Origin of the sequence: Nocardia asteroides (assembly GCA_019930625.1) — a bacterium.
GTDB lineage: Bacteria > Actinomycetota > Actinomycetes > Mycobacteriales > Mycobacteriaceae > Nocardia > Nocardia sputi.
Genome location: CP082844.1, coordinates 2,494,208 through 2,514,121, shown reverse-complemented (window position 1 = coordinate 2,514,121; position 19,914 = coordinate 2,494,208). Strand labels below are relative to the sequence as shown.

Annotated in this window: 19 protein-coding genes and 2 pseudogenes; 6 read left to right on the top strand and 15 right to left on the bottom strand. The window is 67.7% G+C overall.

Annotated elements, in window-relative coordinates:
• From K8O92_11415 to K8O92_11380, 8 genes are all read right to left on the bottom strand, one after another.
• Positions 1 to 1,281 (bottom strand): MCE family protein, encoded by a 1,281-nt coding sequence (locus K8O92_11415; protein ID UAK34402.1) that lies wholly within the window; start codon positions 1,279 to 1,281, stop codon positions 1 to 3.
• A gap of 82 nt (positions 1,282 to 1,363) precedes the next feature.
• Entirely contained in the window at positions 1,364 to 2,425 is a 1,062-nt protein-coding gene (locus K8O92_11410; GenBank protein ID UAK34401.1) for an MCE family protein, read from the bottom strand.
• Positions 2,422 to 3,450 carry an MCE family protein gene (locus tag K8O92_11405; protein UAK34400.1) on the bottom strand — a complete coding sequence of 343 codons (1,029 nt, stop codon included), beginning with the start codon at positions 3,448 to 3,450 and terminating at the stop codon, positions 2,422 to 2,424. The genes K8O92_11410 and K8O92_11405 overlap by 4 nt, the downstream gene beginning before the upstream one ends.
• Positions 3,447 to 4,661 carry an MCE family protein gene (locus K8O92_11400; protein UAK34399.1) on the bottom strand — a complete coding sequence of 405 codons (1,215 nt, stop codon included), beginning with the start codon at positions 4,659 to 4,661 and terminating at the stop codon, positions 3,447 to 3,449. Before K8O92_11400 ends, K8O92_11405 begins: the two co-directional genes overlap by 4 nt.
• 5 nt (positions 4,662 to 4,666) lie before the next feature.
• On the bottom strand, positions 4,667 to 5,518 hold the full coding sequence (locus K8O92_11395) for an ABC transporter permease (GenBank protein UAK34398.1): 852 nt from the start codon (positions 5,516 to 5,518) through the stop codon (positions 4,667 to 4,669).
• A 4-nt stretch (positions 5,519 to 5,522) separates the two neighbouring features.
• Positions 5,523 to 6,287: an ABC transporter permease gene (locus tag K8O92_11390; GenBank protein ID UAK34397.1), complete on the bottom strand. Its 765-nt coding sequence runs from the start codon at positions 6,285 to 6,287 to the stop codon at positions 5,523 to 5,525.
• Positions 6,288 to 6,580: 293 nt separating this feature from the next.
• Positions 6,581 to 7,483: a 3-oxoacyl-ACP reductase gene (locus tag K8O92_11385; GenBank protein UAK34396.1), complete on the bottom strand. Its 903-nt coding sequence runs from the start codon at positions 7,481 to 7,483 to the stop codon at positions 6,581 to 6,583.
• A gap of 43 nt (positions 7,484 to 7,526) precedes the next feature.
• Positions 7,527 to 7,715, bottom strand: a complete 189-nt coding sequence (locus K8O92_11380) for a ferredoxin (GenBank protein ID UAK34395.1) — start codon at positions 7,713 to 7,715, stop codon at positions 7,527 to 7,529.
• Positions 7,716 to 7,922: 207 nt separating this feature from the next.
• On the opposite strand from K8O92_11380, the gene K8O92_11375 reads away from it, so the two are divergent.
• From K8O92_11375 to K8O92_11360, 4 genes are all read left to right on the top strand, one after another.
• Complete coding sequence (locus K8O92_11375; GenBank protein ID UAK34394.1) at positions 7,923 to 9,116, top strand: acyl-CoA dehydrogenase family protein; 1,194 nt, start codon at positions 7,923 to 7,925, stop codon at positions 9,114 to 9,116.
• A gap of 20 nt (positions 9,117 to 9,136) precedes the next feature.
• The gene (locus K8O92_11370; protein ID UAK34393.1) at positions 9,137 to 10,264 is read left to right on the top strand and encodes an acyl-CoA/acyl-ACP dehydrogenase; all 1,128 of its coding nucleotides are present in this window, start codon (positions 9,137 to 9,139) and stop codon (positions 10,262 to 10,264) included.
• A gap of 125 nt (positions 10,265 to 10,389) precedes the next feature.
• Positions 10,390 to 10,629, top strand: a complete 240-nt coding sequence (locus K8O92_11365; protein ID UAK34392.1) for an AbrB/MazE/SpoVT family DNA-binding domain-containing protein — start codon at positions 10,390 to 10,392, stop codon at positions 10,627 to 10,629.
• Between the two features lie 58 nt (positions 10,630 to 10,687).
• Positions 10,688 to 11,056, top strand: a complete 369-nt coding sequence (locus K8O92_11360) for a hypothetical protein (GenBank protein UAK34391.1) — start codon at positions 10,688 to 10,690, stop codon at positions 11,054 to 11,056.
• 26 nt (positions 11,057 to 11,082) lie between these two features.
• On the opposite strand, the gene K8O92_11355 is transcribed toward K8O92_11360, so the two are convergent.
• Positions 11,083 to 11,667 (bottom strand): TetR family transcriptional regulator, encoded by a 585-nt coding sequence (locus tag K8O92_11355; GenBank protein ID UAK34390.1) that lies wholly within the window; start codon positions 11,665 to 11,667, stop codon positions 11,083 to 11,085.
• Between the two features lie 101 nt (positions 11,668 to 11,768).
• On the opposite strand from K8O92_11355, the gene K8O92_11350 reads away from it, so the two are divergent.
• On the top strand, positions 11,769 to 12,950 hold the full coding sequence (locus tag K8O92_11350; protein UAK34389.1) for an FAD-dependent monooxygenase: 1,182 nt from the start codon (positions 11,769 to 11,771) through the stop codon (positions 12,948 to 12,950).
• Positions 12,951 to 13,049: 99 nt separating this feature from the next.
• On the opposite strand, the gene K8O92_11345 is transcribed toward K8O92_11350, so the two are convergent.
• Positions 13,050 to 14,699, bottom strand: a complete 1,650-nt coding sequence (locus K8O92_11345; protein UAK35627.1) for an acyl-CoA synthetase — start codon at positions 14,697 to 14,699, stop codon at positions 13,050 to 13,052.
• 60 nt (positions 14,700 to 14,759) lie between these two features.
• Here K8O92_11345 and K8O92_11340 point away from each other — a divergent pair, with 60 nt between their 5' ends.
• On the top strand, positions 14,760 to 15,542 hold the full coding sequence (locus K8O92_11340; GenBank protein ID UAK34388.1) for a crotonase/enoyl-CoA hydratase family protein: 783 nt from the start codon (positions 14,760 to 14,762) through the stop codon (positions 15,540 to 15,542).
• Positions 15,543 to 15,637: 95 nt separating this feature from the next.
• Here the strand turns inward: K8O92_11340 and K8O92_11335 are convergent.
• The 5 genes and pseudogenes from K8O92_11335 to K8O92_11315 form a co-directional block, all read right to left on the bottom strand.
• Positions 15,638 to 15,874: pseudogene (locus tag K8O92_11335) on the bottom strand (glyoxalase/bleomycin resistance/extradiol dioxygenase family protein).
• Positions 15,871 to 16,500 (bottom strand): annotated as a pseudogene (dmpG, locus tag K8O92_11330) (4-hydroxy-2-oxovalerate aldolase). Before dmpG ends, K8O92_11335 begins: the two co-directional pseudogenes overlap by 4 nt.
• A gap of 12 nt (positions 16,501 to 16,512) precedes the next feature.
• Positions 16,513 to 17,418: an acetaldehyde dehydrogenase (acetylating) gene (locus K8O92_11325; protein ID UAK35626.1), complete on the bottom strand. Its 906-nt coding sequence runs from the start codon at positions 17,416 to 17,418 to the stop codon at positions 16,513 to 16,515.
• A gap of 16 nt (positions 17,419 to 17,434) precedes the next feature.
• Positions 17,435 to 18,220 carry a 2-keto-4-pentenoate hydratase gene (locus K8O92_11320; protein ID UAK34387.1) on the bottom strand — a complete coding sequence of 262 codons (786 nt, stop codon included), beginning with the start codon at positions 18,218 to 18,220 and terminating at the stop codon, positions 17,435 to 17,437.
• A 1-nt stretch (position 18,221) separates the two neighbouring features.
• Complete coding sequence (locus tag K8O92_11315; GenBank protein ID UAK34386.1) at positions 18,222 to 19,847, bottom strand: FAD-binding protein; 1,626 nt, start codon at positions 19,845 to 19,847, stop codon at positions 18,222 to 18,224.
• Positions 19,848 to 19,914 lie beyond the last annotated feature (67 nt).

Genomic DNA, 19,914 nt, shown 5'->3' with positions numbered 1-19,914 from the left:
TCATCGCACTCCTCCTGTCAGCCCCGGGATCGCCAGCCCGGCGATGCCGTCCGGCACGCGCACCGGAGCGGGCTGCGGCTGCGCCGGGGTCTGGCTCTCGACCCGCCCGGCCAGGCTGGGATCGGTGTACACCAGTTGGTCGGGGAAGGCGGTGACGCCGCTGGCCGGGTTCGTCATGATCGGCACGTAGTTCATGCTCAGGCTGTTGATCACGGGCGCCAGGTACTGCGCGCAGAGGTCGGCGCTGCGATCGGAGTCGTTGGTCTCCAGCGCGCGGACCGAACCACAGAGGAAGCCGAGCGGATCGGCGGGGTTGTTCAACGCGATCGCGCCGGTCAGGGTGCCTTGGGCCGGCTTGTAGATCTGGTAGAAGTTCACCAGCGCGGTCGGGCCGGAGTGCAGGACCCGTTCCAGTTCCGGCCGCTTGTCGACCAGTACCTGGGTGGCGTCGGCCAGCCGCTGCACACCCTCGGTGAGTTCGGCGCCGCTGCCGTCGATGAAACGGCGCACGTCGACTATCGCCGTGTCCAGATTGTCCAGCCCGGCGCCGAGATCGGCCGAGACGCCGGCCAGCACCGAGGACACCGACGCCAGCCGCCCGCCGAACTGCACGATCTGCTCGTTGCTCGCCGACAGCACCTCGACGAACTTCTGCAGGTTGCGCACGGTGCCGAACAGGTCGGTGCGACCGTCCGAGAGCGTGCTCAGCGTGGCCGACAGTTCTCGTAGGGTGTCGCGGAACCGCTGTCCGTTGCCGTCGAGGTTCTCGGCGGCGGTGTCGACGAACCGGCCGAACGAACCCTGCTTGTCGTCACCGACCGGCCCCAAAGCGGTGGCGAGCTTGGACAACTCGGCCTTGATGTCGTCCCACTCGACCGGCACCGCGGTGTGCTCGATCGGGATAACGCCGCCGTCGGTCAGCTTCGGGCCGCCGGTGTAGGCGGGCGCGAGCTGGATGAAGCGCGCCGACACCAGCGAAGGCGAGATGATCACCGCTTTGGGGTCGGCGGGGACATCGACACCGCGATCGAGGGTCATGGTCACCTTCACCCGGTCGGGGCCGGGTTCGATCGAGTCGATCCGGCCGACCTGGACGCCGAGGACCCGCACGTCGTCACCGGCGTACAGGCCGGAGGTGGACGGGAAGTAGGCGGTGACCTTGGTGGTCCCGATCCGGGTTATGCCGTTCCACGCGACGGCGACCACCAGCGCGGCGACCACGACCCCGGCCACCACCAGCGCCCATCGGGGCAGTTTCCGTACGACGCTCAGCATGCGCATCCCCCCGGACGCGACTCCCCTGTCGTCGGGGCCGGTCGGTCGTCGGCTCGCGACGGGTGAAGGATGGACGGGTTGTGCCCACTCATCGCGGCGGCTCCTGTATCGCGGGTTCGATCGACGGGGGCGGCGTGAGGTAGCTCTGCAGATCGTGCGGCAGGTGCTGCGGCCACACCAGCGCGTCCACCAGAGGTTGCAGCGTCTTGCTCGCGGCGTTGATCACGTACGCCTGGAAGTACGGGCCGCTGCCGACCTGCTCGCCGAGCGCCGCCGCGAACGGGCCGAGCCCGACCAGTGCGTCGGCGAGGTTCTGCTTGTTGCGCTGCAACAGCGCCAGCACCGAGTTCAGCTTGTCCAGAGCGGGCTCGAGCTGCGCCTCGTTGTCGGCGACCAAGCCGGACAGCTGCTGGGCGAGCCCGTTGACGTACACGATCAGCTGTCCCAGCGCGGTACGCCGCCGGTCCAGCTCGCCGAGCAGCTCGTTGCCGTCCAGCAGCAGCGCGTTGATCTGGTTGCCGCGGTCGGCGAGGATCTTGGTCACGTTCTGCGCCCGGCGCAACAGATCCGACAGCGCCTGGTCGCGCGCGTTGATGCTGCGCGACAGCGCGGTGACACCGTCGAGCGCCGAGCGCAGCGGCGCCGGCGTGTCGGCGAACGTCGCCGAGAGCGCGTCGAGCGTCTGGTCGACCCGCTCCATGTCCAGGCCGTGCACCGTGCCGGCCAAGTCGCTCAACGCCTCGTTGAGCGAATACGGCGAGGTGGTGCGGTCGAGCGGGATGGTGTCGTCGGCGCGCAGCGCGCCGGGGCCGGACGGCGTCACCTCCAGCGACTTGCGTCCGAGCACCGTGTTGGTCTTGATCGCCGCGGAGGTCTTCTCCCCCAGCACGATCGATTCCGCGAGGGTGAACCGGACGAGCACTTTCGCGCCGTCCAGGCTGACGTCCTCGACCCGCCCGGACCGCACGCCCGCGACCTGGACCGCGTCGCCGGGCAGCAGTCCGCCCGCGTCGGCGAAGTAGGCGGTGAACGTGGCGCCGGAACGGATGAACGGCAGCCGGTCGAATTGCAGTGCCGACAGCGCCACCGCCACCGCAAGCACGATGCCGACGATGCCGATGGTGATGGCGGGTGATCGCTGCTCGTTCATCGGTTGTCCGCACACCTTCCGGTCGTCTGCGCCCCGGGCATGTTGATCTTCATCGTCTGTCCGTTCGGGCCGTCCACCAGGAAGTTCGTCGAGCAGACGTAGAGCTGGAGGAACGAACCGTAGGAGCCGATGCGAATCAGCTGCCGATAGGTCTCGGGCAGCCGCTGCAGCACCCACTCGACGGTGTCGGACCCGGCGTCGAGGTTGGTCGCGAGGCGTCCGGTCTGCTCGATGGTGCCCTGCAGGTCGGGACGGGCCTGGGCGAGCAAGTCGGTGAGATCGCCGGTGGCCCCGGCGATCCGCGGGATGGCGTCGCCGATCTGGTCCTTGTCGGCCGCCAAGCCGCTGATCAGGCGCTGCAACTCGGCGATCGTGGTGGCGAACTGGTCACCGCGCTGATCGATGGTCTGCAGGACGGTGTTCAGGTTGTCGATCACGCTGCCGATCAGCGCGTCCCGGCCGGCCAGCGTCTTGGCGAACGAGCCGCCGCTGTTGAGCAAGGACACCAGCGTGCCGCCTTGGCCCTGGAAGATCTGGAGCAAGGCGTTGGTCAGGTCGTTGACCTGGCCGGGATCCAGGCCGCGCAGCAGCGGACGGAACCCGCCGAGCAGCATGTCGAGATCGAGTGCCGGCGCGGTCTGTTCCTTGGTGATGGTCCCGCCGGGCTGTAGCACGCGGTTCGAGCCCGGCCCCTCCGCCAGCTCGAGATATCGGTCGCCGACCAGGTTCTCGTATTTGATCGCCGCGCGGGTGCTGGTGAGCAGCCGGTACTCGCGGTCGACGTCGAACTCGACGTGCGCCAGATAGTCCTTGCCGACCCGCACGGAAGTGACCGAGCCGACCGGCACGCCCGCGATGCGCACCTTCGCGCCGGGCAGCATGCCCGATGAGCTGGTGAACACGGCGTGGTAGCCGTTCTCCCGCGCGAAGCGCATCTGGCTGAAGACGACCGCCAAGCCGGCGAAGATCAGCGTCATCACCAGCGTGAAAATGGCCAGCTTGACGGTCGTCGCGGTGTTCCTCACGGGCGCGGCACCCCCGGTAGTCCGGCGAACAGGAGCTGGAAGATCTTCGGTGGGTTGACCGTCAGCGTCGTCGACGGTGTGTACACGAGTCCCTCCGAGGTATCGGTGACGACGTAGTCGGCGTGGCTGCCCGGCTCGCGGTCCAGCAGGCCGGCGCACTGCGGACCGCCGGTCGCGTTGACCTTGGGCAGATCCTCCGGATAGGTGTAGGGCTTCGCGCCGTACATGAAGCCGGTGTTGAGCGCGACGCCCTCCTGCAGACCGCCGAAGACCGCCTCACCCAGCGGAAGCGCCTTGCCGAGGCCGCCGATCAGGCAGTACAGCGCGGGCGCGTACTCCTCCAGCAGTCCGGTGGTCGGGCGCAGCAGGTCCAGCGCCGTGCCGAGTTGGTTCTCGTTCTCGCGCAGCACCGAACCGGTGGTGTCGGCCAGCCCGATGAGATTCACCAGGACGTTGTCCAGGCTGTCCTGCTCCTGGGTCAGGGTGTTGCCGGTGACCCGGAAGTTGTCCACCGTGCGCAGCAGGTCGTTCACCGTGTCGGCGTACAGGTCGGTGACCTCGCCGGTCTTCGCCAGATCCTGTTGCAGCGTGGGCAGATACGGGTTGATGTCGCGCAGGTAGGCATCGCTGCGCTCGAGCAGTTCGCCCAGCTTCTCGCCGCGTCCCTGCAGGGCGGTGCCCAGTGCGGACAGCGTGGCGTTCAGCTTCTCCGGCTCGATCTGGGCGAGCACGTCGGACAGGTGCTGAAACAGCGTGTTGAACTCGACGGTCACCCGCTGCGCCGTGACGACCGCGCCCGGTTGCAGCGATTTCGTCGACGGCTGCGGCGGCACGACGAAGTTGACGTACTTCGCGCCGAACACCGTGGTGGACCTGATGTCGACGTCCGCGTTGGACGGCACCAGTTTCAGCAGTTCCGGATCGAGGGCCAGCTTCAACCTGGCGCCTTCGGCGGTGTGGTCGACGGACGCGACGCGCCCGATCTCGACCCCGCGGACCTTCACCTTGGCGTCCGGGTCCAGCACCAGGCCGCTGCGCGGCGCGTCCACCGTCACGGTGGCCGTGGACGTGAATCCGCCGACGAACATGATCATCGCGACCGTTACGACGGCGACCAGCGCGAGCACCATCGCGGCCCCGGCCAGTTTCAGGCCGAGCCCGCCGCGCAGCGCCCGCAGAAGGCGGCTGTCTGTTTGCTTCGATTCCGCCATGTCGCTTATCCGGAGAGATGGAAGTTGCCGGAGGTGCCGTAGATGGCCAGCGAGATCAGCAGCGTCACCGTGACCACCGCGACCAGCGAGGCCCGCACCGCGTTGCCCACCGCGACACCCACGCCGACCGGCCCGCCCGCGGCGTTGTAGCCGTAGTAGGTGTGGATCATCATGACCGCCAAGGCCATGAAGATCGCCTGGGCGAACGACCAGAGGATGTCGCTGGGGATGAGGAACGTGGAGAAGTAGTGGTCGTAGACGCCCGCCGACTGCCCGTAGATCACCACGGTGGCGAACCGGCTGGCCAGGAACGAGGCGATCACCGCGAGCGCGTAGAGCGGGACGATCGCGATCATCCCGGCCAGCACGCGGGTGCCGACCAGGTAGGGCACCGGCCGGATCGCCATCGACTCCAGCGCGTCGATCTCCTCGGCGACCCGCATCGCGCCCAACTGCGCGGTGGCGCCTGCCCCGATGGTGGCGGCCAGGCCGATGCCGGAGATCACCGGCGCCGCGATGCGGACGTTGATGAACGCGGCGAAGAAGCCGGTCAGCGCCTCGACGCCGATATTGCCCAGTGAACTGTAGCCCTGCACGGCGATGGTGCCGCCCGCGAAGAGGGTGAGGAACCCGACGATCACCACCGTGCCGCCGATCACCGCCAGCGCGCCGCTACCCATGCTGATTTCGGCGATCAACCGGATGGTCTCGGTGCGATAGTGCAGCAGCGCCCGCGGAATGGAACCGATCGCCTGGGCATAGAACACGGCGTGCTTGCCCACCGAATCGAGCGAGTCCGACATCCGGCGCATCCGCCGGATGGTGCGGGGAAAGCGGGATTCGATTACGAAGGCCATCGCGTCACCGCACCGTGAACTTGATGCCGACGGCGGTGACCACCACGTTCACGACGAACAGGGCCATAAAAGCGAAGACTACGGTCTGATTCACCGCATCACCGACACTCTTGGGTCCACCTCTGACATTCAGGCCCAGATAGCAGGCGACCAGTCCGGCGATCAGCCCGAACAACCCGGCTTTCACCTCCGAAATGATCAGCTCGGGCAGATGGGTGAGCAGCGTGATGCCATTGACGAACGCACCGGGGTTCACGTCCTGCAAATACACCGAGAACAGGAATCCGCCGACGATGCCGATCGTGCACACCAGGCTGTTGAGCATCAACGCGACGAACATCGAGGCGAGCACGCGGGGCACCACCAAGCGGTGGACCGGATTGATGCCGAGCACCCGCATCGCGTCGATTTCCTCGCGGATCGTGCGAGCGCCGAGATCGGCGCAGATCGCGGTGGCGCCCGCCCCCGCGACGATCAGCACGGTGACGATCGGCCCGACCTGGGTGACCGACCCGAACGCGGCGCCTGCCCCACTGAGATCGGCCGCGCCGATCTCCCGCAACAGAATGTTCAGCGTGAAGCTCACCAGAACGGTGAACGGAATGGCCACCAGCAATGTGGGCACGATCGATACCCGCGCGATGAACCAGGACTGGTCGATGAACTCCCGCCATTGAAAGGGTCTGCGCACGCTCGAACGTGCGACATCGGCGGTGAGTTCGAAGAAGCCACCGACAGCCCGCAACGGCACGGCAAGGACCTCGTTCATCCGCGATCCTCCTTGCTCAACCGGCGTATACAGCAACACGGCGCGAATCTTCACCGTGGCCGCACCGCCGGTACGATTAGAACATGTTCACCGTGTTGCCGGAAGCACTTTTCACACTTTTGAAGTGCAGTTTCTCGAAAAATCGGCGTATTTATTTGAAACCGGTGTCAGAGGGAAATGATCCCACCTTTGTGAGGTAGGACATAACCCGTCCCTATGTCTACCAAGCACCGATCCCCCGATCAACAGCTGGACACTTGATCAGTAGCACACCGGCGGCAAGCCGCCGCCGCTCACCCCAGGTCGATCAGCGAAGATGCCGAGAAGGTCCGCCCCTCCGGACGATCGGCGAAGTAGCCGCCCAGCGTGTCGGCGAGGTCCTGAGCCGACCACTGCCCCGCGTCCGCGTCGAATCGGCGCTCGACGACCGGCGCCGCCATGAGCGCCACCATTCCCCCGTAGACGATGAACAACTGCCCGTTGACCGCATCCGCCGCAGGCGAGGCCAAGTAGGCGACCAGTCGTGCCACGTGCTCAGGCGACAGCGGATCGGGCTTCCCTTCCGGGGCCGGACTGAACACCGCCTCGGTCATCGCGGTGCGCGCACGCGGCGCGATGGCGTTGGCGCGCACGCCGTAGCGCGACAGTGCCCGCGCGGCCGAGAGGGTCAGCGCAGTGATGCCCGCCTTCGCGGCGCCGTAGTTCGCCTGCCCCTCCGGGCCGAGCAATCCCGCTTCCGACGAGGTGTTGATCAGCCGGCCGTAGACCGGCGCGCCCGCCTGCTTCGACTTGCCGCGCCAGTAGGCGGCGGCATTGCGCGACAACAGGAAATGCCCGCGCAGGTGCACCGCGAGCACCGCGTCGAAGTCCTCGTCGGACATGTTGAACAGCATCCGGTCGCGTGTGATGCCCGCGTTGTTGACCACGATGTCGACCGACCCGAAGGATTCCTGCGCGGTGCGGATCAGCGCGTCGGCGGTCGCGCGCTCGGCGATGCTGCCCGCGACGAACTCCGCCTTGGCGCCGAGCGCCCGGATCTCACCGAGCGTGTCGGCGACGGCGTCGGACTCCGAGAGGTCGTTGACCACCACCGACGCGCCGGCCCCGGCGAGCGCGAGCGCTTCGGCCCGCCCAAGTCCAGCTCCGCCGCCGGTCACGATCGCTACTCGGCCCGCAAGGCTCAGATCATTGCTCACGCGGCCGACTCTAGAACGTGTTCCAACTTACGGCAAGGGTCGGTCACTGTAGCCGCAGCGCGGCCTTGGGGCACTGCGCGACGGCATCCTCGACATCGGCGAGCCGATCGTCGGGCACGTCGGCGTTCGCGATGTGCAGCACGTCCTCGTCATCGAGTTCGAACACGTCGGGGGCGATTCCGACACAGATTCCGTTAGCTTCGCACTGGTCCGGATCGACACTGATCTTCATGGCAACTCCTTTACCACCACGTTGGCGGAAGCGTAACAAGCCGATCCGCTCCACCGCGGCGTCATCGGGGGATTCACTATCAATACTGGAACATGTTTCAGTCCATATGCAATGATCGGGGGAACCCGATCCAACGAAGGCTCGGCCCTGCCCACCCCCGCCGACTCCGCAAGCTCGGTCGGCCGACCATCCCCAAGAGGTATTGCGATGCGCATTGCGTACACGCCCCGACAGGAGCAGCTGCGCGCTGAGCTGCGCGACTACTTCGCGCGGCTCATCACCCCTGAACGAAGGGCGGCCCTGAGCGCGCAGACCGGCGAGTACGGGCAGGGCAACGTCTACCGGGAGGTGGTCCAGCAGATGGGCCACGACGGCTGGCTGGCGCTGGGCTGGCCCAAGGAGTACGGCGGCCAGGACCGGCCCACCATGGACCAGCTGATCTTCACCGACGAGGCCGCGATCGCGGGCGCGCCGGTGCCGTTCCTGACCATCAACTCGGTCGCGCCCACGATCATGCACTACGGCAGCGAGGAGCAGAAGAAATTCTTCCTGCCCAAGATCGCGGCCGGTGAATTGCACTTCTCCATCGGGTACTCCGAACCGGGCGCGGGCACCGACCTGGCCAGCCTGCGCACCACCGCGGTCCGCGACGGCGACGACTACGTGATCAACGGCCAGAAGATGTGGACCAGCCTGATCGCCTACGCCGATTACGTCTGGCTGGCCGTGCGCACCGACCCGACGGCCAAGAAGCACAAGGGCATCAGCATGCTCATCGTGCCGACCACCGCCGAAGGCTTCTCGTGGACGCCCGTGCACACCATGGCGGGACCGGACACCAGCGCCACCTACTACCAGGACGTCCGGGTGCCCGCGAGCGCCCTGGTCGGTCAGGAGAACGGCGGCTGGGCACTCATCACCAACCAGCTCAACCACGAGCGGGTCGCGCTCACCTCGGCCGCGCCGCTGGCGCTGGCGCTGCGTCAGACCGTCGAGTGGGCGAGCGACACCAAGGCAGCCGACGGATCCCGCGTGATCGACCGGGAGTGGGTGCAGCTCAACTTGGCCAAGGTGCACGCCAAGGTCGAATACCTCAAGCTGCTGAACTGGGAGATCGCCAGCCGGGCCGACGCGGGCGGCGATGCGGCTCCGCGGCCGTGGGACGCCTCGGCCTGCAAGGTGTACGGCACCGAGTTGGCCACCGAGGCCTACCGGTTGCTCATGGAGGTGCTGGGTCCGCATGCGTACCTGCGCCAGGACTCCCCCGGCGCGCAACTGCGCGGGCGATTGGAACGGATGCACCGCGCCGCGCTCATCCTGACCTTCGGCGGCGGCACCAACGAGGTGCAGCGCGACATCATCGCCATGACCGCCCTCAAGCAGCCTGCCGCGGCGCGCTGATCGAAAGCAGGTACCCCACCATGGATTTCACTCCCACCGAAGCCCAACTGGATCTCGCCCGGCTGACCGGCGAGGTGTGCGGCAAACTGGTCACCGCCGACCGGCTGCGCGAACTCGACGGCAACCGTGGCGGCGGAGCGGAAGCGGACGCCGAGCGATTCGACCAGCCGCTGTGGCATTCGCTGGCCGAGACCGGTGTGCTCGCGGCGGCCCTGCCCGAATCGGTCGGCGGCAGCGATCTCGGCTCGCTCGAGCAGACCGCCATCCTGCGTGAGCTGGGCAAGCACCTCGCGGCCGTGCCGTATCTGTGGTCGATCGTGCTCGGCGCGGGCGCGCTGGCGCGATTCGGCGATACGGCGCAACAGGATCTGGCCACCCGGGCGGGCGCGGGCGGCGTCGTCCTCACGGTGGCGCTGGCCGAGGAGCGCAACTGGGAACCGGCCGCCCCGACCACGACCGCGGTAGAGACCGATGACGGCTGGCGGCTGACCGGCGCCAAGACCACGGTGCCCTTCGCCAACCGGGCCGAGCGAATCCTGGTGCCCGCCACGGTGTCCGGGACCGCCGCGGTATTCCTGGTCGATCCGTCGGCGGCGACGGTGACGGCGCAGCAGGTCGTCGACCGCAGCCCGGAGTTCGTGGTCGAACTCACCGACACGCCCGCCGAACTGGTCGGCACTGTATCCGGAGGCCCGGAGATCCTGGATTGGATCCTCGTGCGCGCCTGGCTCGGCCTGAGCGCCCTGCAGCTGGGCACCTTGGAACGCGCGCTCGAACTGGTCGCCGATTACGCCAGGGAGCGTGAGCAATTCGGCAAGGCGGTCGGCAGCTTCCAGGCCGTCGCGCAACGGCTCGCCGACGCCTATATCGACGTCCAAGGCCTGCGCCTGGCGGTGACCCAGGCGGCGTGGCTGCTGTCGGAGGACCTGCCCGCCGCCGAGGCGGTGCACACCGCGAAGTTCTGGGCCGCCGACGCCGGCCACCGCGTCGCGCACACCGTCGTCCACGTGCACGGCGGCGTCGGCATCGACCGCGACCACATCGTGCACAACTACTTCACCGCCGCCAAACACAACGAGTTCGCCCTCGGCGCGGGCACCGACCACCTGCGCGCGTTGGGCGCGCTGCTGGCCGGTAGCCCGGCCTGAGCGATTCACAACCGGTCGGGCCCGCCACACTTCGCAGACCGACGGTTGTGGAGCGGATCAGCGGTTTCGCAGCGTACGTAATACGTAATAGGATTACTACGAACACACGTTGAGAGGACGCTGCGATGCTGCTGAACAGCAAGGGGCAAGTAACGATCCCCGCCCACCTTCGCGCCAAGCACAACCTTCGCGAGGGTGACGACGTGGAGATCGTCGAAATCGACGGCGCCTTACGAATCGTACGCACCGAAGGCGCCTCTACCCGAGGTCAACGTCTCGTCAACCGAATGCGTGGCACCGCGGGCAGCAGGGACGTCGAAGGCATGACCACCGACCAGATCATGGACTTGCTCCGTGGCGAGTAGCCGAACGCCTATACGTGGATCCGCCGTTCTGATCGACTCCTGCGTTCTGCTCGACGTCATGACCAATGACAAACGCTGGGCAGAGTGGTCGGCGAAACGGATAACCGACGCACTCGATTCCGGTCGAGCTGTCATCAACCCGATCATCTACGCCGAAGTCTCGGTTGGGTACGACACCGTCGAAGAACTCGATTATCTACTGCCTTCCGCTGAGTTCGAACGGGAAGCATTGCCGTTTCGAGCAGGCTTCCTCGCGGGCAAGGCGTACCAGCGCTATCGCCGAAACAGCGGTGAGAAGCGCTCACCAATGCCCGACTTCTACATCGGAGCGCACGCAGCGGCAGCGGGGTACCGCCTGCTGACGCGCGACGTCGCGCGGTACCGCGGCTACTTCCCAACCGTCGAACTGATTGCGCCCACTCCCTGAACCTCCGCTGCGGAGCCTGAGAGCTTTCAGTCCGGCGTCGACGTCAAGTAGCGCTGGAGAGTGGGCGCCACCTCGGCGATGATCTGCTCGCGAGTCAGGGCGACGACCGGGGGCAGGCACAGCACATAGCGGCACAGGGCCAGGCCGAGCATCTGGGTGACGATCAGGCCGCCCCTGCGCGCAGCGTCGGCTGGATCGCCGAAACGCAGGACGGCGGGCAATACCTGCTCGACGAAGATGGCGCGGACGCGGCCGGCGACCGCCTCGTCGGTAATGGACGACCGCAGCAAGGTCAGCAGCACCTCCTTGTTCGGCTGCTCTTCCCAGATCTCGAAGAAGCGGCGCACCAGCAGTTCGCCGAGGCTGTCCGGATCGGCGGAGCCGAGGTCCGGCAGCTCGAGCCGGACGTCGACCGCGGCCGCGAAAAGGCCGTCTTTACTGCCGAAGTACCGCATGACCATGGACGGGTCGATGTCGGCGTCGGCGGCGATGGCGCGGATGGTCGCCTTGCGGAAACCTTCGGCGGCGAACCGCGCACGGGCCGCCTCCAGAATCGCGGCGCGCGTGGCGTCGGAGCGGCGAACGGGCGCCTGATCATGCCCTCCAGTCATGCCAACAAGTGTATGCCAACAACTGTTGACTTTGTAGACCGACCCCAGCTACGGTTATGCCAACAAACGTTGGCCCACAATCGTTGACCTGAGGAGTTCCGATGAATGCCACCCCGGACCCGCTGCCCGCCGAAACCTCCGTCGTGATCGTGGGCGCGGGCCCCGCCGGGTTGACCGCCGCCATCACGCTGGCCGACGCGGGCGTGGATTTCGTTCTGCTGGACCGGCTGAGCGAAGGCGCGAACACCTCACGCGCCGCGGTCGTGCACGCCAGGACGCTCGAGGTGCTCGAGCAGCTCGGCATCGCCGAGGAATTGGTCGCGACGGGTGACGTCGTGGCGCGCTTCACGGTTCACGACGGCGGCCGCACTCTGGCCACCATCGACTTCGACGGCCTGCCGACGCGGTATCCATACACCTTGATGACCCCGCAGGACACCACTGAAGCAGTACTGCTGAAGCGGCTGCGGAAGGCGGGCGGGGACGTGCGGCGGCCGTACCGGGTCAGCCGGGTCGTCCAGGAAGGCGAGGGCGTCACGGTCGATTACACCGACGCAGCGGGCGCGCCAGGCAGCATCCGCGCCGACTACGTCATCGGTACCGACGGCATGCACAGCATCGTCCGCGAGCAGGCGGGCATCGGGTTCACCGGCGCGACGTACCCGGAATCCTTCGTACTCGCCGACGTGCGGATGGACTGGCCGATCGCGCGCGAGGAGGTGGCCCTGCACCTTTCACCGGAGGGCGTCACCGTGGTCGCGCCGCTGCCCGACGAGGACGAGCCGAACCGCTACCGCGTGGTCGCCACACTGGAAACGGCTCCCGAGCACTCGACCGTGGCGGACATCCAGTCCATCCTGGACGCCCGCGGCGGCGGTGTGCGGGTTCGCGAGGTGCTGTGGAGCTCGCGCTTCCGCGTGCACCACCGGGTCGCCGATCGCTACCGCAGCGGACGCATCCTGCTCGCCGGGGACGCGGCCCATGTGCACAGCCCGGCAGGCGGCCAGGGCATGAACACCGGCATCCAGGACGCCGCCGCACTCGGCCCCCTGCTGGCCCGTGTGCTCGCGGGCGAACCCGACACCCTGCTGGACGACTACGAAACCACCCGCCGCCCCGTCGCACTCGGCGTCGTCTCCTTCACCGACCGCATGACCAGAATGGCGACTCTGCGCCCACTCCCAGCCCGCACCTTGCGCAACCTCGCCCTCACCACCCTGACCCGCATCCCCGCCTTCCGCCAGCGCCTCGCCTACCAACTGGCCGAACTCGCCAACCGCTGACCACGGCAGACCGATCGCCGTTGCTGATGTTCATGGCGATGCCGAGTCTCGTGGCCGGTCACCGGCTGATAAATCGTGGCCGGCCACGACGGCGATGTCCTACTTCGCGCTCGCCTGGGCGTGCTCGTCGGCGGGGCGCGCCTGGGTTTGTTCTTTGGCCCAGCGGTAGTCGGGCTTGCCAGCCGGAGAGCGCTTGATCTCGTCGACGAACCAGAGGCTTCGCGGGAGTTTGTAGGGGGCGATCTCCTGGGTGAGCATGGGCCGGAGTTCTTCCAGGGTGGGGCGGGTCTCGCCGCGGCACTGCACGACCGCCACCACTCGCTGGCCCCAGCGCTCGTCCTCGATGCCGACCACGAGCGCGTCGAAGATCTCCGGGTGCGTCTTGAGCGCCCCCTCGACCTCCTCGGGGTAGATCTTCTCGCCGCCGCTGTTGATGCAGACCGAGCCGCGGCCGAGCATGGTGACCGTGCCGTCCTCCTCGACGCGAGCGAAGTCGCCGGGGATGGCGTAGCGAACGCCGTTGAACTCCTTGAATGTCGCCGCGGTCTTCGCCTCGTCCTTGTAGTAGCCGAGCGGGATGTGTCCGCGCCGGGCCAGGATGCCGACCGCACCGGACCCGGGCCGCACCGGATTGCCGTCCTCATCGAGTACGTCGGTGGAGGCGTCGATCTTCACGCGCGGGCCTCCGGTGTGCGTTGCGCCCTTGGCCACGATGGAGATACCGCCGAAGCCGGTTTCCGAGGAGCCGATCGAATCGGAGATCATCCGGTTGGGCAGCAGTTCGAGGAACTGGTCCTTCAGCGTGGGCGAGAACAGCGCCGCGCTGCTGGCCATCACGTACAGACTGGACAGGTCGTAGGGCTGGCCGGTTTCCGGGTTGCCCTCGATCAGCGCGTCGAGCATCGGCCGCGCCATCGCGTCACCGGTGATGAAGATCAGATTGATCTTGTGTTTGTCGACGGCCTGCCACACGCCGTGCCCGGAGAACTCGGGAATCATGACGGCCTTGCCGCCGCCGAACAGACTGTGGAACGTGGCCCACTGCGCGCCGCCGTGGATCATCGGCGGAATCGGGAACCGCACCATCGGCGGGCTGCCCGCCCCGACCTTGGCCAATTCCCACTCGTCCTGCACGTACTCGCCGGTGATGAAGTTGATGCCCGCGCCGAGCACGCGCCACACGTCCTCCTGCCGCCACATCACGCCTTTGGGCATGCCGGTGGTGCCACCGGTGTAGACCATGTACAGGTCGTCCGGGGAGCGTTCGCCGAAGTCGCGCTCGCCCGAGGACTGCGCGAGCACCGTCTCGTATTCCGCCGAATCCGCTGCGGTGGGAATCGTGCCGGTCGTATCGTCGTCGACGACGACGACGGTGCGCAGCTGCGGAGTCTTCGGACGAACGCCGGCGACCCTGTCGCTGTAGCGGCGCTCGTGGATCAGCGCGACCATGTCCGAGTTGTCGAAGATGTACTGCAACTCGTTCTCGACATATCGGAAGTTCACGTTGATCATCACGGCCCGCGCCTTGAAGATCGCGACCATGGCCTCGACGGCCTCGATCGTGTTGCGTGAGTAGATGCCCACCTTGTCACCCGGCTGGACTCCCTGTTCTTGCAGGTAGTGAGCAAGCTTATTCGCTCGCTCCTCCAACTGGGCGTAGGTGACCTCGCGGCCGTCGTCGGCCAGCGCGACGCGGTCGGGCATCAGGTCGACGGCATGTTCGACAAGGTCCGCTATGTTGTAGCTCACAACCTTAAAAATAGAACGTGTTACTGTTTCTGACAAGGCTCGAAGTCAGGAGAATCAGCGATGCCGCACTGCCTCGTCGAGAAGCGCGACCATGTCCTCATCGTCACCATGAACCGGCCCGAGGCGCGCAACGCGCTGTCGGGGGAGATGATGGCGATCATGAAGGACGCCTGGAACCAGGTGGACGACGATCCGGACATCCGGGTGGCCATCCTGACCGGGGCGGGCGGGGCGTTCTGCGCGGGCGCCGATCTCAAGGGCATGACTTCCGAGCACCCCGGCGACACCATCGACGGCGGCGGCTGGAATCCGGCCAAGCTGGAGGCGCTGCTCAAGGGCCGCAGGCTGACCAAGCCGCTGATCGCGGCGGTCGAGGGACCGGCCATCGCGGGCGGCACCGAGATCCTGCAAGGCACCGACATCCGAGTGGCCGGTGAGAGCGCGAAATTCGGCGTGTCGGAGGCGCGCTGGGGCCTGTTCCCGCTGGGCGGCTCGGCGGTTCGGCTGGTCCGTCAGATCCCCTACACCGTCGCCGCCGAGATCCTGCTCACCGGCAGGCACGTCACCGCGGCCGAAGCCAAGGAGATCGGCCTGATCGGGCACGTGGTGCCGGACGGCACCGCGCTGGACAAGGCGCTGGAGATCGCGGGGCAGATCGCCGCCAACGGCCCCCTGGCCGTGCGGGCCATCCTGCGCACCATCCGGGAGACGGAGGCCATGCCGGAGGAGGACGCCTTCCAGATCGATGCCGAGCTCGGCATGACGGTTTTCCGGTCGGCCGATGCCAAGGAGGGCCCGAGGGCATTCGCGGAAAAGCGCAAGCCCTCTTTCACCGGAAACTGAGCCTCTGCGTCTGTTGGTCCGAGCCGAAAGCACAACGCCCCCGGTGTGCGCGCACCAACCAGTGCGCGCGCACCGAGGGCGACCCCTCGCCGGGCTCAGTTCGCGCCCGGGTAGTCCATCCAGAAGGGCTCCCACTGGTGGCCGTCCGGGTCGATGAAGGTGCGACCGTGCATGCCGACCTGCGCCTCCTGCGCCCGTTTGTCCTCGTTCACCTCTTCGGTCGCGCCCGCCGCCAGCGCGGCGTCGGTCAGGCTGTCGACCTCTTCGGCGCTGCCGAGCGCGAGCGCGTACGCGGCGTTGATCGCCGCCGTGGTGTCGGCCACCGGCCGCTTACGGCCAGGTCGAGATTCTCGTGACCGTGGAAGCCGACCTGCGCGTCGTCGCCGAGCTCGGCGACCAGCGCCGCGACCCGGTCGGAAACCTGCTCCAGCACAAGCGCTCCGGCGGAATCCACGATGTAGACACACTGGCATCCCGCATCCGCCATGATCCGAGCCTGCTTGGCGAGCACCTCCGGCGGCTGGGTATGCGACATCATCAGGAACCCGACCGTCTCGAGCCCGAGTTCGCGTGCCAAGCCGAAGTGCTGGATCGACACGTCGGCCTCGGTGCAGTGGGTGGCGATGCGGCAGATGGACGCGCCGTTGTCCTGCGAGATCTTGATGTCTTCCTTGACCCCGACACCGGGCAGCATCAACACGGCGATCTTCGCCCGCTTCGCCGTCTCGGCGGCGATGGTGACCAATTGCTGTTCCGGCGTCTTGGAGAAGCCGTAGTTGAACGACGAGCCGCCGAGGCCGTCGCCGTGGGTCACCTCGATCACCGGGACGCCGGCGCCATCCAACGCGGCGACGATGTCACGGACCTCGGTGGCGGTGAACTGGTGGCGCTTGTGATGCGATCCGTCGCGCAGCGAGGTGTCGGTGACGCGGATGTCGAGTTCTGCTGAGTAGGCCATGTCGTGAGCTCCTTACACCCGGGCCGCTGTGATCTGTTCGGCGATGACCTCGCCCACCTGCGTCGCGGCGGCGGTCATGATGTCGAGGTTGCCCGCGTACGGGGGCAGGAAGTCGCCCGCGCCCTCCACCTCGACGAACACCGACACCTTGGCCATACCGCCGGAAACCACCGACGGCTCGTCGAACTGCGGCTCGTTCAGCAACCGGTAGCCGGGGACGTACTGCTGGATGTCGGCGACCATCCGATTGATCGAGTCGGCGATCGCGTCGGTGTCGGCGTCCTCGGGGATGGCGCAGAAGATGGTGTCGCGCATGATCATCGGCGGCTCGGCCGGGTTCAGGATGATGATGGCCTTGCCGCGCCGCGCACCGCCGATGGTCTCGACGCCGCGGCTGGTGGTCTTGGTGAACTCGTCGATGTTCGCCCGTGTGCCCGGCCCCGCGGAGACCGACGACACCGACGCGACGATCTCCGCGTAAGGCACCGGGACGACTCGCGACACCGCCGCGACGATCGGAATCGTCGCCTGGCCGCCGCAGGTGATCATATTGACGTTCGGCGCGTCGAGATTCGCCCTCAGGTTCACCGGCGGCACGACGGCCGGGCCGACGGCGGCGGGAGTGAGGTCGACGGCGCGGATGCCCGCTTCGGCATAGCGCCCGGCCGCGGCGCGGTGCACGTACGCCGAGGTCGCCTCGAAGATCAGGTCGGGCAGTTCCGATCGGCCGAGCAGCCAGTCCACACCCTCGTGCGAGGTTTCCAGCCCGAGCCCGCGCGCCCGCTTCAGGCCCTCGCTGTCCGGGTCGATCCCGATCATCCAGCGCGGCTGGATCTTCTCCGAGCGCAGCAGTTTGTAGAGCAGGTCGGTGCTGATGTTGCCGGACCCGACGATCGCGGCGGTGACGGTCCCGTTCACGGACACGACAGCCTCCCTAGGTGAATTGCAGACGGACAGAACCGAGTCCGGCGAACTCGGCGTGGAACGCATCGCCCGGACGGGCGTCGATGGCGCGGGTGCACGAGCCGGGCAGCACGATGTCCCCGGCCTTCAAACGGACGCCGAAGCTCGCGACCTTGCGCGCCAGCCAGGCCACCGCGATCACCGGGTCGCCCAGCACGGCGTCGCTGCGGCCTTCGGCGACCACCTCGCCGTTGCGGGTGAGCACCGCGTCGATCGCCTTGACGTCGATGTCCTTCGGCGCGACGCGCTGGGCGCCGAGCACGAAACCGGCGGAGGACGCGTTGTCGGAGATGGTGTCGGCCAAGCCGATGTTCCAGTCCTTGATCCGCGAGTCGATCAGCTCGATCGCGGGTGCGAAGGCGACCGTGGCGTCGAGCACATCCGCTTCGGTGCATTCCGCGCCGGGCAGGTCCGCGCCGAGTACGAAACCGACCTCCACCTCCACGCGAGGGAACAGGTAGCGGCCCGCTTCGACCGGAACATCCTCGAAGACCTCCATTTCCGCGAGCAGGTGCCCGTAGTCTGGTTCGTCCACACCCATCATCTGCTGCATGGCCTTCGAGGACAGGCCCACCTTGTGGCCGATCACCCGCGCGCCCGCGTCGAGCCTGCGCCGGATGTTGATCAGCTGGATCTCGTAGGCGTCGACCACGTCGATGTCGGGGTAGCGGGCGATCAGCGGATCGATCGCCACCCGCTCGCGCTCCGCGCGCTCGAGTTCGTCGGCCAGTTCGGTTCGTACCGCGTCGGACAGCACGCTAATTCCCTTCCACAGTTGCTTGTTCGAGCGCCGAGACCTGCTCGCCCGCGGCGGACCGGCCTGCCCTGCGGCCGGAGAAGACGCAGTCCGACAGCGAAAGACCGCTGACGTAGGACTTGGAGCAGACGCCGACCGCGTTGCGCCCGGCCGCGAAGAGGCCGGGAATGTCGCGGCCCTCGATGGTCTTGACCGCGCCGGTGCGCTCGTCCACGACGACGCCGCCGAGGGTGAGCATGGGGCACGGGTTGGTCAGGCTCGGTTTGATGCCCACATCCAACAGCCAGAACGGGCCGGTGCGGACCGGATTGGTGAACTCGGCGGGCTTGCCGACCGGATCGGGGTCTCCGGTCTCGATCGCGGTGTTGTGCGCCTCGACCGTCGCGCGCAATCCGGCTGGGTCGATGCCCGCCTTGACGGCGGCTTCCTCCAAGGTGGCGCCGCGGATCGCGGTGCGCCGCATCGTCTCGAACTGGCCGCGCTGGAACCAGGCGCCCTGCTTGCCGATCTGGCCGATCGCGGTGCGCATCAGCGGGTCGTCGGCCAGCAGCCAGCCCTTGCCGTCGTGCTCGGTGATCAGCGCGTTGCCCACCGCGGCGCCGTAGCGCGTCTCGTCGATGACCCGGCGACCCGCGGCGTCCACCAGCAGCGCACCGGTGAATGCGCTGGGCGGGAGCAGGAACCGCCACGCGGAGACGTTGTCCATGCGGTCCAAGGCCGCGCCGACCTGCTGGGCCATCAGGATGCCGCTGCCGTCGTCGGCGGTGGTGCCGAGGGCGAGACCACCGTGGAAGGCGGGAGCGTACTGCTGAATCATGTCGCGATTGGCGATGAACCCGCCCGCGGCGAGCACCACCGCGCGCCGCGCGAGGACCCGGATCGTGCTGCCGTACCGGCGCTCCAGCCGGGCCAGCCGCTGTTCCAGCGACCGCCGCAGCGGCGGGTAGTAGATGCCTGGTTTGGCCGCGATCTGCGCCATCCGGGTGTACCGGTCCCGGACCCGGCCGGGCGCGTCGCGCAGCGTGTGGCATTCGACGCCGATCACCGCGCCCGCATCGTCGGTGAGCAATCGGGTCACCCGGGTGAGGGTTTCCACGCGCACACCCGCTCGGGCCGCCGCCGCCGCGAGCGGGCCGGTGAGCTTCTTCCCCGACGTGCCCCTACCCTTCACCCGATGCCCGCGCTGAGCGGCGGGGATGTCGCGGAACGCGCCGGAGATCTCGCTGCCCGAGTAATACAGGTAGTAGCGGTCGTTGGGGTAGGAGGTCTTGTACGGGCACAGCGAGGCTTCGAACGGGACGCCGTGCGCCTTCAGCCACTCGATCAGCTCCGGACTCTCGTCGACGAACCGGCGCAGCGTCTCAGGGGTGACCGCGTCGCCGACCTCACGCTCGAGATAGGCGTACATCGCCTCCGGGGTGTCTTCCACCCCCGCCTCCCGCTGCACGGAGGTGCCGCCGCCCGCGTAGATGATGCCGCCGGACAGCGCCGACGTCCCGCCCCCGGCGAAGCGTTCGAGCACGAGCACCTGCGCGCCCGCCTCGGTCGCTTCCAGCGCGGCCGCCGCACCCGCGGCGCCGTATCCGACCACGACAACGTCGGTGGCCAGGTCCCATTCGAGGCCCATGTACTCCACTCCGGTCTGAAACTGAAACAAGTTTCCTCGACAAATGGAACGTCGAGCAAGTCTTCTG